The organism is Candidatus Hydrogenedentota bacterium (assembly GCA_035450225.1).
Taxonomy (GTDB): domain Bacteria; phylum Hydrogenedentota; class Hydrogenedentia; order Hydrogenedentales; family SLHB01; genus DSVR01.
Map to the genome: position 1 here is coordinate 33320 of DAOTMJ010000002.1, position 15021 is coordinate 48340.

The 15021-nt window shown below is 60.9% G+C and carries 12 protein-coding genes; 10 read left to right on the plus strand and 2 right to left on the minus strand.

Annotation, left to right across the window (positions count from 1 at the left end; translation table 11 throughout):
* Positions 1-52: 52 nt before the first annotated feature.
* The 6 genes from cysK to P5540_01785 all read left to right on the plus strand — a co-directional run bounded on the left by cysK (position 53) and on the right by P5540_01785 (position 5586).
* On the plus strand, positions 53-940 hold the full coding sequence (gene cysK, locus P5540_01760) for a cysteine synthase A (protein ID HRT63526.1): 888 nt from the start codon (positions 53-55) through the stop codon (positions 938-940).
* Between the two features lie 19 nt (positions 941-959).
* On the plus strand, positions 960-1892 hold the full coding sequence (locus tag P5540_01765; protein ID HRT63527.1) for a carbon-nitrogen hydrolase family protein: 933 nt from the start codon (positions 960-962) through the stop codon (positions 1890-1892).
* Between the two features lie 74 nt (positions 1893-1966).
* A complete protein-coding gene (yhbY, locus tag P5540_01770) occupies positions 1967-2266 on the plus strand; it encodes a ribosome assembly RNA-binding protein YhbY (GenBank protein HRT63528.1) in 300 nt (99 codons plus the stop codon).
* A 104-nt stretch (positions 2267-2370) separates the two neighbouring features.
* The gene (locus P5540_01775) at positions 2371-3723 is read left to right on the plus strand and encodes a hypothetical protein (protein HRT63529.1); all 1353 of its coding nucleotides are present in this window, start codon (positions 2371-2373) and stop codon (positions 3721-3723) included.
* Between the two features lie 73 nt (positions 3724-3796).
* Complete coding sequence (gene ispH, locus P5540_01780) at positions 3797-4729, plus strand: 4-hydroxy-3-methylbut-2-enyl diphosphate reductase (GenBank protein HRT63530.1); 933 nt, start codon at positions 3797-3799, stop codon at positions 4727-4729.
* Positions 4729-5586, plus strand: coding sequence for a hypothetical protein (locus P5540_01785; protein HRT63531.1), 858 nt, complete (start codon positions 4729-4731; stop codon positions 5584-5586). The genes ispH and P5540_01785 overlap by 1 nt, the downstream gene beginning before the upstream one ends.
* Before the next feature lie 29 nt (positions 5587-5615).
* On the opposite strand, the gene P5540_01790 is transcribed toward P5540_01785, so the two are convergent.
* Positions 5616-8108 carry a DUF4838 domain-containing protein gene (locus tag P5540_01790; protein ID HRT63532.1) on the minus strand — a complete coding sequence of 831 codons (2493 nt, stop codon included), beginning with the start codon at positions 8106-8108 and terminating at the stop codon, positions 5616-5618.
* Positions 8109-8465: 357 nt separating this feature from the next.
* On the opposite strand from P5540_01790, the gene P5540_01795 reads away from it, so the two are divergent.
* Together P5540_01795 and rpe are read left to right on the plus strand one after the other, a co-directional pair.
* Positions 8466-9194 (plus strand): sugar phosphate nucleotidyltransferase, encoded by a 729-nt coding sequence (locus tag P5540_01795; GenBank protein HRT63533.1) that lies wholly within the window; start codon positions 8466-8468, stop codon positions 9192-9194.
* An 87-nt stretch (positions 9195-9281) separates the two neighbouring features.
* Positions 9282-9926 carry a ribulose-phosphate 3-epimerase gene (gene rpe, locus P5540_01800; protein ID HRT63534.1) on the plus strand — a complete coding sequence of 215 codons (645 nt, stop codon included), beginning with the start codon at positions 9282-9284 and terminating at the stop codon, positions 9924-9926.
* A 72-nt stretch (positions 9927-9998) separates the two neighbouring features.
* On the opposite strand, the gene P5540_01805 is transcribed toward rpe, so the two are convergent.
* Positions 9999-11153 carry an MFS transporter gene (locus P5540_01805; protein HRT63535.1) on the minus strand — a complete coding sequence of 385 codons (1155 nt, stop codon included), beginning with the start codon at positions 11151-11153 and terminating at the stop codon, positions 9999-10001.
* A 126-nt stretch (positions 11154-11279) separates the two neighbouring features.
* Here P5540_01805 and P5540_01810 point away from each other — a divergent pair, with 126 nt between their 5' ends.
* Positions 11280-11798, plus strand: coding sequence for a hypothetical protein (locus P5540_01810; GenBank protein HRT63536.1), 519 nt, complete (start codon positions 11280-11282; stop codon positions 11796-11798).
* A 69-nt stretch (positions 11799-11867) separates the two neighbouring features.
* Positions 11868-14969 (plus strand): glycoside hydrolase family 127 protein, encoded by a 3102-nt coding sequence (locus P5540_01815; protein ID HRT63537.1) that lies wholly within the window; start codon positions 11868-11870, stop codon positions 14967-14969.
* Positions 14970-15021 lie beyond the last annotated feature (52 nt).

Consider the following 15021-nt stretch of genomic DNA (forward strand, 5'->3'; position numbering starts at 1 on the left):
CGGAAGCAAACAGTATTCGCGTTACTAAAGCAGGAAGGTGGCGAGGCATTCCATGCTGACCGACAATATTCTTACGCTGATTGGCAACACGCCGCTTATTCGCCTGAAGGAAGAACCCATTTTTGCCAAGGCGGAATTTCTGAATCCGGGCGGCAGCATCAAGGACCGCGTGGCCTTGGCCATGATAGAGGGCGCCGAGGCGAGGGGCCTGCTCAAACCTGATTCAATCATTGTGGAGCCCACATCGGGCAACACGGGCATAGGCGTGGCATTGGTCGGGCGTTTGAAAGGGTACCGCGTCCGCATCGTCATGCCGGAGAACATGAGCGAGGAGCGCAAGCGTCTTATTCGCGCGCTGGGCGCCGAACTCGTGTTGACGCCGGCGATCGAGAGCATAGCCGGCGCCGTGGCCCGTGTGAACCGGTTCAAGGCGGAAGATCCGAGGGTGTTCGTGTTGCAACAGTTTGAGAATCCCGACAATCCGCGCGTGCATTACGAGGAGACCGCCCACGAACTTTGGCGGCAAATGAATGGTGACGTGTCCTGTTTTGTGGCGGGTGTGGGCAGTGGCGGCACCCTGCAGGGCGTGGGCCGTTTTCTCCGGGAACACAAGCCCGGCGTGAAACTCGTGGCCGTTGAGCCGAAGAACGTTTCCGCGCTGCTCGGCCACGAACCGGGACTTCACCAGATTCAGGGTATTGGCGACGGGTTTATCCCCGCCATCCTTGATGTAAGCATGATAGACGACGTGATTGAGGTGACCGATGAACAAGCCGTCGAAACAACCCGGCAATTGAGCAGGGATCACGGTCTTCTGGTGGGCATTTCGTCCGGCGCCAATGTGTGGGCGGCCCGGCAGTTGAGCCGGATAGTACACGGCCCTATCGCGACGGTTTTGCCCGATCGCGCGGAACGGTATTTCAGCACCTCGCTTATGTAAAAACAGGGAGGATCCGGCAATGGCGCGAATCGTTCGAGTGGCCGCATTCACTGACCTGTTGGAGAAGTCGCCGAGAACTGTACAGGACAATCTCGACTGGACCTGCGGCATCCTCGACCGCATGGCCTGCGAAAAACCGGACATCGTCTGCCTGACGGAGGTGTTCGACACCATCGGGACCGGGCTGAAACACGCCGAAATGGCGCAGAGCCTCGAAGGTCCGACCTTTCCCCGCATGATGGAAAAGGCGCGCGAGCACGGGTTCAATATTGTCTGCGCATTCACCGAACAACGCGAAAACGGCATCTACAACGTCGCCGCCGTCATAGATCGGCAAGGCTCGCTTGCGGGCCGTTACGACAAAATTCATCCCACAAACAGTGAAATCGAGGACGGCGTCCTTCCTGGAAAGACCGGGCCGACGGTCATACCGACCGACGTGGCCCGAATTGGCTGCCAGATTTGCTTCGACGCGAACTGGCACGCGGACTGGGGCGCGCTCAAACAGGCCGGCGCGGAAATCGTCTTTTTCCCTTCCGCCTTTTCCGGCGGTCGCATTGTTCAGGCGATCGCCACACTTTATCATCTTCCGGTCGTTGCCGCCTGCTGCCGCCAATGCTGCCGCATCGTTGACCGTGACGGCTTGATTCTCAACCGGCAGGGCGTTTATCAGCCATGGGTTTTAGCGTCGCTCGATCTCGACACGCCGCTTTTTCACCTGGATTACCAGTTCGAAAAACTCGAAGCCATCCGCAAGGACTTCGGCCCCGCCGTGACGATCCGCGTCTACGAAGAGGAAGGCTGGTGGCGCATTCTGCCCAACGCGCCGGACGTAAATGTTTCCCAAATTGTCGCGGACTATCACCTCGAAACGCTCGACGATTACATTGCGCGCAGCGAGGCATTCCAAAAGGCGCATCGCCTGCCGGTTGACGCAAACCCCGGCGCCTGACGATTTCGCGGCCTTGCGAAGCACCGGGCGGTTGCGGCATGCTGGATACGCCACCTTGTGGAAAGGAAAAAGCCATGACAACCCTGACCGGCGCGCAACGCCGCCACCTCCGATCCTTGGCGCATCATCTCGACCCCGTGTGTTTCGTGGGCAAGAACGGTCTGACGGACGCCGTCGTGCAGGCCTGCGCCGCCGCCCTCGATTCGCACGAACTGATCAAGGTCAAATTCATAGACGGCAAGAAAGAAAAACGCGAATGGTCCGAATCCATCGCAGATCGCACCGACAGCGCCGTCGTCGGACTTATCGGCAACATCGCCATTCTGTACCGCGAAAATCCTGATACGGAAAAACGCCGCATTCAACTGCCTTGAGAGGAGGACTGGCCATGTGTTCATCTTGTGATCGTTCGTCGCTGTCTGTCTCGCGTCGCGGATTTCTTCAAACGGCCGCCGTGGTCGCGGCCGGAGCACCCTGGGTGCAATCTGTGGAGGCCGTCGCGACGCCCTTGACCTTGCGCAATAAGTCGAAGGCCGTTGTGCAATGCGTGTTCCTGTATCCGAGCACGGCATCGCTCGAAGAATCCGGCTACTACAGTTGGCCGGGTTCCGGTTTTGACGCCGAAGGCCGGCAGCGGGAGTATACGCAACGTCTCGAAGCGTTTGGCCGCAAACTGGACATGCGGATCACCGTGGAGAACGATCCGATTCGTTCCGAAGAACAGGCGGCCGCGTTCATCGCGCGCGTCAGGCAGACTCCGCCCGATGGACTCCTGCTGATGCCGTTTGCGAAGGCGCAATGGGGCAATGCTGCCCGGATTGCACAGGAAAGCGGGTATCCGTCTGTGGTGTTTGCGCCGCTGGGCGTGGCGCTCGTGGGCCACATCAATCAACTGCGGACAAAGCCGGGCGTATACCTCGTGAACTCGCTCGAAGAGTCCGGCATCGAATCGGGTCTTCGCGCGATTCGCGCCCGGCGGCGGATGCGTGATGCGCTACTGCTCAATATCGTGGGCAAGGAAGCGCCTGAAACAACCGTCCCGTTTTGGGGAACCACAATCCGCACCATCCCGCATCGGCAATTTTACGATGTATTCAAAAACACGGCGATTGATGAAGCCGTTCGGAAACTGGCGCGGAACTATCGCCGGCAGGCGAAGGAAATTGTCGAACCCACCGGCGAGGACATCCTTGAAGCCGCGCGCGCCTATTATGCGCTGAGACGGATCATCGAAGAAGAAAAGGCTGACGCGATCATGATGGACTGCCTGCCGGGTCTCAAGCGTCCACACCGGCATGTCCCCCCGTGCATGGGCTTCATGACCCTGCGCGACGAGGGCATTCCCGCCGGCTGCCAAGCCGATCTGAATCCGACGCTGACACTCATGCTCGTGCAGGAACTGTTCGGTCTGCCCGGATTCCAGCAAAATGCCTCGATGGACACCGAGCGTAATTTGTATTTCGGCGCACATTGCACCTGCCCTTCACGCATGAGCGGTCCGGACCAAGGGCCCGAACCCTATATCCTGCGCAGTCATGCCGAAGCGGGATGGGGCTGCGTGCCGCGCGTCCTGCTCAAGGAGGGCCAGCCCGTTACCATGGCGCTTTACAAGCCGGGCGAAAAGCCGCAAATGCTGGTGTATACCGGCTCCATCGTGGATTGTCCGAACATACCGCCCGCCGGCGGTTGCCGCACGAACGTCACAGTGGCTTTCGACGAAGTCAAGGACGCTTGCGACGTGAAGGGCATGCACCAGATCATCTTCTATGGGAACCACGGCCGCGCCTTGCGCGCCTTCTGTCAACTCCACGGAATCGAGGCCATCGCGTGAACGAGGGACCGATCAAACCACACAGTCCGATTAAAGTGGCAATGGGGTTTACCTAAGGACATTCTATCTTCCCATGAAGCGAATCATCCTTGCCAAGCCGCGCGGGTTTTGCGCGGGTGTCGAACGCGCGATACGGAGCGTCGAGCAGGCGCTGGCTGTGTACGGTCCGCCGGTGTATGTGCTGAATGCGATTGTGCACAATGAAACCGTCGTGCAGGGATTGCGCGGCAAAGGCGCGGTGTTCGTGCGCGATCTGAACGACGTGCCGCACGGTTCGCATCTGCTGTTCAGCGCGCACGGCGTGGGGCTGGCGCAATGGGCGGCCGCGCGCGAACGGGGGCTGCATGTCATTGACGCGACTTGTCCGCTGGTCGAGAAGGTCCACCGCGAAGCGCGGCGTTTTGCGGAGGACGGCTGCGCAATCATCCTGATTGGCGAAAAGGGCCACGATGAAGTCGTCGGCACTGCGGGCTGGGCGCCGGACCATATCCAGGTCGTTTTCTCCGAAGAGGAAGCGGCGACGGTTTCCGTGCCCGATCCGGATCGCGTGGCGTACCTGACGCAAACGACACTCAGTGTCGAGGACGCATCCCGCGTGATCGAAGCGTTGCGCCGCCGTTTTCCCGCCATACGCGGACCGCAGGCGGACGACATCTGTTATGCCACGCAGAACCGGCAACGGGCCGTGATCGAACTGGCGCCGCAGGCGGACCTAGTGCTGGTCGTGGGGGATCCGGCCAGCGCAAACTCAAAACGGCTCGCTGAAATCTGCGGCAAAAAAGGCAAACCGAGCCACTTGATCGCGTCGGCGTTGTTGATCCAAGATGCGTGGCTGCAAGACGCTGAAACGGTGCTGGTCACGTCCGGCGCATCGGTGCCGGAGTCGTTGGTGCGAGGCGTGGTCGAGCATTTGGCCGGCAAGGGTTTCCTCGCGGTCGAGGAACACGAAGTGGCGCACGAAAACGTCCATTTCGGATTGCCGGAAGCATTCAAGGAGGATCATTGATGAGTAGTTTTCCCCGGACAATGGTGGGCGGCGTGTCTTTGTCGCGCATGATCGTCGGCACGAACTGGTTTCTCGGATTCAGTCACACGACGCCGTCGAAGGATCAGTACATCTGCGATCATGTGCGCGACCGCAAGAAGATGGCCGATATCATCGAGGTCTTTCTGCGATCCGGCGTGGACACGATCATGGGGCTCATCGCAATGCCGCCACTGGCCGACGCCGTCAAAGAAGCCGAGGACCGCACCGGCGTCGGCGCGATCGTCGTTTCGACGCCCGCGTTTCCCGTTGGGCCGGAGACGCCTGAGAAGGGACTCGACCAAGGGGCCGTGGACGCCATCGTCGAGGAGCAGGCGAAGAAAGGCGCGCGATTCTGTTTTCCGCACACGTCCACCACGGATGCGCTCGTGGACCGCTGCACGCGCACGATCAGGCATATCGGCCAAATCACGGAATCGGTCCGTGCGCACGGGATGATTCCCGGTCTCAGCACGCACATGCCCGAAGCCATCGTTTATGCCGACGAATCCGGAATAGACATCGAAACGTATATTTCGCTCTACAACTCGATGGGGTATCTGATGCAGATGGAAGTGGATTGGGTCGCGCGCATCATTCATGAGGCGAAGAAGCCCGTCATGACGATCAAGCCCATGGCCGCCGGCCAGATCCGGCCGTTTCAGGGCCTCGCCTTCGCATGGAGCACCCTGCGCGACATGGACATGGTCACCGTCGGCACCATGGCGCCCGGGGAAGCCGCTGAGGTCATCGAAATCTCGCTGAACATCCTCGAAAAACGCGGCAGCACCCTGCCGCTCCAGGAAACGCGGTCGAAGGCGTCCGTGAAAAAAGCCTGATCCGGCGAGAATCCCTTTCCTGCCGTTTGTTACCGGGGCGGTTCGCCCAGGAAGCGGTAGGTGTATTCAAGCGACAGCGATTCGCCCGGTTTCAGTTCCTTGGCGGGTGTGAAGAGTTCCAGGTTGATTTGGGACCATTCCGGGTTCCAAAAGAGGTACGGTTCGCCAATCTTCGCGGGATCGTAGGACACGTTCACGCCGAATTTTTCCTTGTGATTGAAGAAGGCGAATCCGCCGCCTTGGGCCTGTTTGAGCAAACCGGCGTCCGGCCCCTTGTCCATGATCCAATGGCGGTTGATCTTCTTCCATTCGGCGTCCTTGATGTAGGCCGTCACGATGTCGCTGTCGGCGGTATTCGTGGCGGCATCGAATTCGGGATGCGCCTTGAACTGGTATTCTTTCGGCTGGGCCGTTGCGTTTGTGAGTTTTGACGCAAAGGCAATGGCATCGCCGTCAAGCGCAATCCGGCGCTCGAACGTCGAACCATCCTCAAGTGTCTTCGCAAGGACGATGCTTTGTCCCTCGATGGCGCCCGTGAACGCGAGCGGTTTCGCGTCGGAATACCCTTTCAGGGCGATATCCTCGTGCGAACTTTTGCCAAGCCCGGCGTCCGTCATGCCGGCGATCAGATTGCGCCCGGAAGGCTTGTGCAGCATCTCGATGAGCCGGCCGTTGGCGCTTGGAAGCGCGAGCAGGCGCCATGTGTCGTTTTCGATGCGCAACGCCGGCACGCCGTACTGCGATTTCAACGTCTCCACGTACTGCGGGAACGGAACCGTCTCCGCGGCCATCGTCAGGCGATACCGCGTCGCCAGTTCGATATACCGATCCACGATGTTCGCGAAACGCGGCTCGGACCATTGCCGTTTGCACACGCCGTCCTCGTATTTCCACGATCCGCCCCCCGCCAGGATCATTGCCTTGTACGCGCAGATGGATGCCTTTTCGATGCGCGCGCGGACCTCGTCGCTTCCGGCCTTCGCCAGCGCATCCTGGAAATAGTCGAAGGCCTTTTGCGAGACTTCCGGTGTCAATCCCACGCCTATCGCCGTCGGGAAACAGCCGGGATGCACTTTTTTCTTTTCGGCGTTGTCGTGGAGCATCGTTAGATAGTCGAGGATGGGTTGGGCGGATTCCTTGTAGTGGAGTCGGCAGAATTCCTCGACGAGCGGCCAACTTTCCTGTCCGGGATGCCACAGGCAGCGCGACATGACGTAATTGCGCAGGTCCGACATTTCGCCCGACGTGCCGTTTCCATTGGCCTGCATGAACACGCCCTTGACGTTGTTCTTGAGGAAGAACCGGACGTTTGCGCCGATGCTGCGCAGGTTTGGAAACGGCAGATCGTAACACGCGAAATCCGTGTTGTAATTCCAGATCCAAATGTCCTTGCAGATGGCCTTCCACGCGCTCATGTCCCTGCAGAACTCGCGGTTTTTCCGGCAGGACGGATCGTCTAGGGCGTGTAACGTGCAACACTCGATGCTACACAGTTGGATCTGGATGTTGTCGCGCGGCTTGATGGTTTTGGGCGCGCGGCGCGTGTACCAATAGGCGAGCGTGCCCACCTTGACGTTGGGATGAACCTTTTCGACGCGTTCGGCCACGGCGTTGATGAACGCGAGATGCGATCCCATCGGCGTGCCCTCGCGTTTGTTGATGGCCTCGCAACGATCGCACCGGCAGTAGTCGGCATTGTCGTTCTGGCTCACGGGAATATTGCGGACATTCGGGTTGGCGTCCAGTTCCTTGATGACGCCTTCCGCGACGATGTCGAGCACCTCCGGATTCGTCACGCAGGGTTCCGGGCCGCCGCCGCCGACATCCAGTTTACGTTCCCCGCCGACCAGCGCGAAATACTCCGGATGCGTCTTGCCGAACAATTCGGGGTTGATCCATTTGTAGAGGCTGTGGCCGATGAGACCCTGCGGCGTGGCGCCGCCGAGTTTCTCGTCGTTTGTGACGGTATTGACGCGCAACCGCGCCGCGAATGCCGGCTGCTCGCTGTTTTCCCGGTAAAAACTCCAGCGAAACGAAAACGGCGGCACGAAGGAGTAATTGTCCCTCGGCAGCGGTTTCAGCGAGGCGCGATCGGGAAAATGGGTGTGGTCGAAGGTCAGAAAGCGAACGCCAAAATAGCGTTCAAAAAATTCGTACACGCCGTACAGCGTGCCGCGCGGACGTCCGCCCGCGATGGCGATATTGTTCTTTCTGATTCGGATGCGTAATCCCTCGTCGCCCAGTTTTTCGATGCCGAAACCGACCGGACTCGACGCCATGGCCGCGTTGTGTCCGATAAAAATATTGTGGTCCGGGGCGGGCGGCGCGGACACGATGGGCAACTCAATGCCCGTGGCTTGCCGGAACAGCGACTGGAATTCCGAAGCGGCGTATTTCTCGCTCGCAATGGCGTCGTCCGCCACGACAATGGCCCAGCCGTTCATTGAATCCGGGGCAATCCCGCTGGCGGCCGCCGCATGGCAGGCCAGCGTCAATCCCGCGATCAACATCAGTCTTTCCATGGAGGTGTCTCCTTCCGTGAATTAGTTTCTTTGTCCGCAACTGCTGTGCATGGTACACAGAAGTTGCGGACAAAGAAATCATATCCTTGATTGAAGCATTGCGGCTGAGCCGCGTTAGTTTCTTTGTCCGCAACTGCTGTGCATGGTACACAGAAGTTGCGGACAAAGAAATCATATCCTTGATTGAGGCATTGCGGCTGAGCCGCGTTAGGACACGCGTACGCGAACGTCCATGCCCATGCGCCAGCGTAGCACGGCCGCCCGTTGCAGTCAAAAACTGGATAATGGGTTGCGAAACGCCGGCGGCGCGGGCATAATGGGAACGCAACGGCAAACAACGACCGGGGAGTGCGGCGTATGAAAGGTGTGGTATTGGCAGGCGGCATGGGGACGCGGCTGCGTCCTTTGACGCGCGTCACGAACAAGCATCTGTTGCCCGTATACGACAAGCCGATGGTGTTTTACCCGATCCAGACCCTCGTCGAAGCGGGTATCACGGAAATCATGCTGGTTACCGGAGGCAACAATGCCGGCGATTTCCTGCGCTTGATTGGCAACGGCGAGGAATTCGGCCTCAAGCACATGAATTACGCCTATCAGAAAACGGAAGGCGGCATTGCGGACGCGCTCCGGCTGGCGCGGCATTTTGTCGGCGACGACAAGGTCGCTGTGATACTGGGCGACAATTTCGTGCAGGGCAGCGTGCGCAAGGCCGTGCAGGATTTTATGAAGCAGCCGCGCGGCGCCAAAATCTTCCTGAAGGAAGTGTCCAACCCGCAGGATTTCGGCGTGGCCGTCCTCGAAGGCGAAAAGGTCGTGCGTGTCATTGAAAAGCCCCCGGTGCCGCCGTCCAATCTGGCCGTCATCGGCATCTACCTCTACGACGCCTCCGTCTTTGAGATCTGCGAGACGCTTGTTCCCAGCGACCGCGGCGAACTTGAAATTACCGATGTGAACAACGAGTATATCCGCCGCGGCGTCATGACCTACGAGGTCATCGAAGGCTGGTGGGCCGATTGCGGCAGTTTCGAGGCCCTGCTGCGATCGAACATACTTGTCGCCCGCGAACGCGGCGTGGATGTCTGAACCGGAATACGGCAATCGGCGGCAGGCAGGCGGCATGCGCGCCACGACGCCGAACCCGGCCCCGGAATGGAACGCAAGGATTCTGAAATGAACATCAAGATAGCCCCCTCGATTCTGGCGAGCGACTTCGGGCGGCTGGCCGAGGAAGTCCGCGCGGTGGCCGATGCCGGCGCGGACCTCATCCATATTGACGTCATGGACGGCCATTTCGTCCCGAACATCACGATCGGCCCGCCCGTGATTGCCGCGTTGCGACAGTATTGTCCTGTGCCGATGGACGTCCATCTCATGCTGGACGAACCGGATCGGTTCGTCGAGGATTTCGCCAACGCCGGCGCGGACATCATCAGTTTCCATGTCGAGGCGGCGCGGCATCCCCACCGCCTGATCGATTCCATTCGGGAGATGGGCTGCAAGGCGGGGATCGTGCTCAATCCCGGCACCTCGGAAGACGACATCGAATTTCTTGCCGATGCGGTGGACATGGTATTGATCATGTCCGTCAATCCGGGGTTCGGCGGCCAGGCTTTCATCCCGGAAGCCGTCCGGAAAATCCAGAACGTCCGCGCGATGATTGGCGATCGGGACATCGAAGTGGACGGCGGCATTGACGAGACCACCGCGCCGATGGTCATCGAGGCCGGCGCGAACATACTCGTTGCCGGCTCCTACATTTTCCGAAGCGAGTCCTATCTCGAAGCCATCGAATCGCTCCGTAATGCCGTGAAATGACGGCGTGTGACGTGGAATAAGGGGACGGGGAGATAGAGGGATACAAAGGGGATAAAGCGAAAGCGAGGTCCGTCAGCGGCGTATGGCGGCGAGGAGGACGATGATTGCAAGCGGGCAGAGGACGGTTGTGGCGAGACCGAGGCGCAGTTGACTGTGTTCGGCGACGAAGCCGATGACCCAGGGCATCACGATGCAGCCGCTGTTTCCCAGACCCGCCAAGAGCGCGAACATGGATGCGCCACCGTGCGGGAAACGGTCGGCGACGAGTCCGAGGGTGGTGGGCCAGAGGCAACTGACCGCCCATCCCGTGAGGATGCATGCCGCCAATGCAACGCCGCGCGGCGCGAAGCAGGCAACCAGAATGCAGGCGGCAAGGAGCGCGCAGGCCCCGCGCATGAGGGGCACGGCGCGGATGCGGCGCGCCGCGACGGCCGCCAGCATGCGCCCGGCGATCATCAGGACGGAATAGGCGGCCAATGTCACGCCGCCCACGGTTTTACTGAAGCCGAGACCGCGTTCGGCGTAGGCGGGGAGCCATTGGACGATTCCCTGTTCGGCGGCGCCCGCGAGGAAAATGATCGCAAGGCCGGCCACGAATCCCGCCGATGAGAACAGGCGGCGTAGCGGCGTTCGCTCGGCGTCCTCATGCACGAGCGCGGGCACGTGCAAGGGGAGGAAGCCGGCAAATACGATGGCGGGCGCCGCGATCATGAGCAGCGTAATCGTTCGCCACGTCATGCCAAAATGCAGCCCCGCCGAGCAGAACAAGACCGTTGCGACGGATCCGACGCAGTAGAATGCATGAAGCCAGTTGAGCGCTTCCGTGCGCCGGTCGGGCCGCAAGGCGGACACGATCGGACTCATCACCATATCGAGCACGCCCGCGCCGAGTCCAAGCAGCACGGATGCAGCCAGCAATGCTCCGTAACTGTGGGCCGCCGCCGTGACGGCGAGTCCGCCCATGGTCAATGCGGCGCCCAGCAAGGCGAATCCCTTTGCGCCCCATCGGTCGGCCAGCGGGCCGCCGCCCAAAATGCCCGCCGTGAACCCCGCGAACATGATGGCCGAGATCCGGCCGAGTTGCTCGTCCGTCAGGCCGGCCCCGCCGCCGAAGGCGTCGCTGAAACTCGTGAGGAAGACCGGGATCAGGCTCGTGCCGATGGCGATGCACATCATGCCCCCGTAACAGAGGGCCAGCGCGCGGCGGTTCGAGGCGGATTCGTTCACGGTTCGGGTGTCCTGTTTGTTCCGGGGCGGTGGTTCCGGTATACACTGTGTCCCATGCGCGTGCACCGCCACAGACGAAAGAAAGAATGGTATAGGAAGCGCAGACCGCATGCCAAGCGCCGCATCATGCCCGTTTCATTGGGCGGCGGCGGACGGCTCTACTATCTGCTGATTGGACTTGGGGTGTTGCTGCTTGCCGCGTACATCGGCTATGGGCGCCTGACTGAAAATTCCGACGAGAAACGGCTCCGGCAGCTTGTCCGCGTGGCGCAGAAGGCCGTCGAGGCCAAGGACGTCGCCACGTGCATGTCACTGTTGGATGAAACCTACACCGACAACCAGCGCAATGACTACAAGACCGTACAGCGCCATGCGCTGCGCGAATTGGATCATGTGCGCGATGTGCGGCTGGGGATTCGGAACGTCTCGGTTCAGGTCGATCCCGGAGCCGCCCGCGCGAACATGGAGTTCGAGATTCGGTTCCGGGCGCAGGTGGACGATGGGTCGGGACGGAGTTTTCCCGTGATTGGCGTGCTCAACAATCGCGTGCCGATAGGCGCGGTGTGGGAGCGCGTCCGGCTGGTGTGCGTCAAGCGCGGCGACGACTGGCGCATTTCCTACGCCGCCATCGAATCGTTGAAATAAGGATCTTGCGGCATGGCGATGATGTTTGCTTGCCGAAATTCCGGGTGAACGACAATGGAGGAAACGGACATGGGCGGAATCGGGTTGGTGTGCATGATGGCGTGCGCGGCGGGCGCGGATGCGTGGTGGAATCCGGAGTGGGCGTTCCGGCAGCGTGTGTCGCTTGCCGCCGCCGAACTGACGGAAGACCTCGTTGATTTTCCCGTGACAATCCTTCTGGACGATGGGCTGTTTGCCTTTTCACGCGCACAGGCTGACGGCCGCGACCTGCGCGTTGTCTCTTCGGACGGATCGCTGCTCGATTTCGAGATGGTCAAGTGGTCGTCCGACAAAGCCGAAATACATGTCTTTGTGCCGAGAATTGCCGCGGGCGTCTCCGGCCAGTATTTCGACCTCTACTACGGCAATCCGACGGCCGCCGCGCTGCCTTCGGCTCCACGATGGGATTCGCGCTACCGTCTGGTCATGCACCTGAACGGCGATCTCGACGATGCCGCGCGCGGCGGCGTAGCCGCGACCGCCGAAGGCAACGTCGCCATCGGCGAGGCGGCGCGTTTCCAGGGCGATCCGGCGTTTCTGCGGGTCGTGCCGGAAAAGATCGCGGGGCTGGGCGAACAGATTACGGTAGTGGTGCGCTTTCGCGTGGACGGCGGCCCAAGCGTGCAGACGCTCGCGTCGGGGAAACGTTTCCAGGAACCGCAGGACTGGTTCAACTTCGGATTGAAAACGCCGCGCATCGTTCACACGAACGCGGTCAGCCGCGACCGGCAAGCGCCGGAGTTGAATCCCGAAGGCATTTCCGCGGGCGCGTGGCATTCGGCCATCGTCGTGTACGATGCGCGCAACAACTCGCGGACGATCTGCATTGACGGCACGGTCTTGCAGCGCGACAGCGCGTTGCCCGGCCCGCTCGAAATCCAGGAAATGCGGATTGGACGCGGTGTGCTGCATTTCGACCCGTGGCAATTCAGCGGCGCGATGGACGAGGTCCGGCTGAGCGACATCGCCCGTTCCGATTCGTGGATTCGCGCCGAGGCGGCGTGTCTCGCCGGGGGCGTGAACAGTTTCTTGGCCATAGGCGCGCCGGAGGCATTCGGCAAGCCGAAACCCGCGCCGCCGCCCTTCGACTTGGTTGCGCCGCCGGACGGCATGGCGTCGCGCGCCCGAAAGGCCATCTCGGTGCAATGGCGGCCGTCCGCGGGCGCAACGGGCTATGCCATTCTTCTATATGATGCGGCGGACGCCCCCTCGCCCTTTGCAACCATCGAGGTAGGCGCCAAAACGCAAGGCGCCATCCCGTTGGAACTCGTGAATGGAAGAACTTTTTATTGGAGCGTGACGGCGCGATCCGAAACCGGGGAAACCCATGCAAAGGAGCGGCGAAAAATGACCTTTTATGATTGGAATATGCCCATAGTCAAGCCGGAGAAGACGGTTCGGCCCGCGTTGCAGCCCGTGCGCGGCGCATTTGGCGATTTGCGCGGCTATCTGCGCAAACGCATTGACAAATCCATCCAGCGGTATTTCCTGGAAACCCCCGAATCGAGCCCGGCCATCCTGCAGGTCCTGCGGGACCGTGATCGAACGCCCGTGCGCGATCCGCTCGTGCCGTGGGCGGGCGAGTTCGCGGGCAAGTACCTGACCGGCGGTGAACTCGTCTGGCGCGTCACGCACGACGCGGCCCTGCGTGCAACGCTCGATGGGTTCGTTCGCGATCTCATCGCGTGCCAGGGGCCGGACGGTTATCTCGGCCCGTTTCCGGCGTCTTCGCGCTTGACTGGCGGCAACTGGGACGTGTGGGGGCATTACCATTGCATGCTCGGCCTGCTCCTGCACCACGAAAACACGGCCTACGAACCCGCACTCGAAACCTGCCGGAAGGCGGCGGATCTTTTGTTCGAAACGTTTGGACCGGGCGGCCCGACATTGACTTGCGACGGGGCCGGCGGCCAGATGAACATGGCCGTTTGCCATGCCATGATGCTGCTGTACGAAAAGACCGGCGTGCCGCGCTATCTTGAACTGGCGAAATATATCGTTCACGAGGCATGGAACGAGGACGGCGCGGGCAAATACCTAGATTCGGCGTTGGCCGGCGTGCCCATGCACGAGTTCCCGCAACACCGCTGGGAAGCGCTGCACGACTACCAAGCCCTGCCCGAACTCTACTGGCTGACCGGCGACGAAAAATACCGTAAGGCGTTCGAGCACATGTTCAAGACCGGTCTCGCGGGCGATCGACACAACACCGGCGGCGTTACTTCGGGCGAAGGGTTCTGCGGATCGCCGTACAATTTGGGCGCGATAGAAACATGCTGCACCGTCGCGTGGATTGCCATGTCGGTGGATGTGCTGCGCATGACCGGCGACAGCCGTGTGGCCGACGAGATCGAATGGAGCACCCTCAACAGCGCGCTCGGCGCGGTCCCGTACAGCGGCCGTGTCTGCGCGTACAATGTCCCCATGGACGGGACGCGCGTATTCGGCGTCGAACTGCCGTGGCAATCGCCCAAGGCGGGGCCCGACCTCAACTGCTGCGCGGTCAACGCCTACCGTCCGATGGGCATGATCGCGGAATGGGCGCTCATGGATGGCGCGGACGGGCTGACGCTGAACTTCTACGGCCCCTCGGATCTCCGCGCGCTGTTGCCGTCGGGCAATTCCGTCGTCCTTTCGCAGGACACGAACTATCCCGTCGGAAACCGGGTTACGATACGCGTGCAACCGAACCGCAAGGAGTCGTTTCCGTTGCGGTTGCGCATTCCCGAATGGTCGAAGCGGACGGAGGTGCGCGTGGCCGGACAGGTTTTCGACGCCGTGGCCGGAACGTATTTACGCATCGAACGCGCATGGCAGGAAGGCGATCTTATCGAAATGGCCTTCGATTTCACGCCACGATTCTGGAAAGGCGAGCAGGAATGCGACGGGAAGACATCCATTTACCGCGGCCCGCTCCTCTATGCCTATGACGCGCGGTACAACGAACTGAACCCGGACGAACTTCCCGCGATGGATTGGGCTTCGGTGCAATTCGAGGATATCGAATGGGACGGCCCTATCGAACCGTGGGCGCTGGCAACGTTGAAAGACGCCAAAGGCGCGTCGTACCGCGTCTGCGACTTTTCAAGCGCCGGCCAGACCGGCAACCATTACCGCTCTTGGCTTCCATGATCCCAAGGGATTTTTGGGAAGAGGAGCCTCTAAGTCCCGGGTTTCATGCTTG

Excerpts from the sequence above, each read along its gene's own strand:
- P5540_01765 (HRT63527.1), top strand. The coding sequence starts at position 960 with ATGGCGCGAATCGTTCGAGTGGCCGCATTCACTGACCTGTTGGAGAAG.
- P5540_01790 (HRT63532.1), bottom strand. The coding sequence starts at position 8,108 with ATGGAAAGACTGATGTTGATCGCGGGATTGACGCTGGCCTGCCATGCG.
- P5540_01815 (HRT63537.1), top strand. The coding sequence starts at position 11,868 with ATGGGCGGAATCGGGTTGGTGTGCATGATGGCGTGCGCGGCGGGCGCG.
- rpe (HRT63534.1), top strand. The coding sequence starts at position 9,282 with ATGAACATCAAGATAGCCCCCTCGATTCTGGCGAGCGACTTCGGGCGG.
- cysK (HRT63526.1), top strand. The coding sequence starts at position 53 with ATGCTGACCGACAATATTCTTACGCTGATTGGCAACACGCCGCTTATT.
- yhbY (HRT63528.1), top strand. The coding sequence starts at position 1,967 with ATGACAACCCTGACCGGCGCGCAACGCCGCCACCTCCGATCCTTGGCG.
- P5540_01785 (HRT63531.1), top strand. The coding sequence starts at position 4,729 with ATGAGTAGTTTTCCCCGGACAATGGTGGGCGGCGTGTCTTTGTCGCGC.
- P5540_01795 (HRT63533.1), top strand. The coding sequence starts at position 8,466 with ATGAAAGGTGTGGTATTGGCAGGCGGCATGGGGACGCGGCTGCGTCCT.
- ispH (HRT63530.1), top strand. The coding sequence starts at position 3,797 with ATGAAGCGAATCATCCTTGCCAAGCCGCGCGGGTTTTGCGCGGGTGTC.
- P5540_01810 (HRT63536.1), top strand. The coding sequence starts at position 11,280 with ATGCCCGTTTCATTGGGCGGCGGCGGACGGCTCTACTATCTGCTGATT.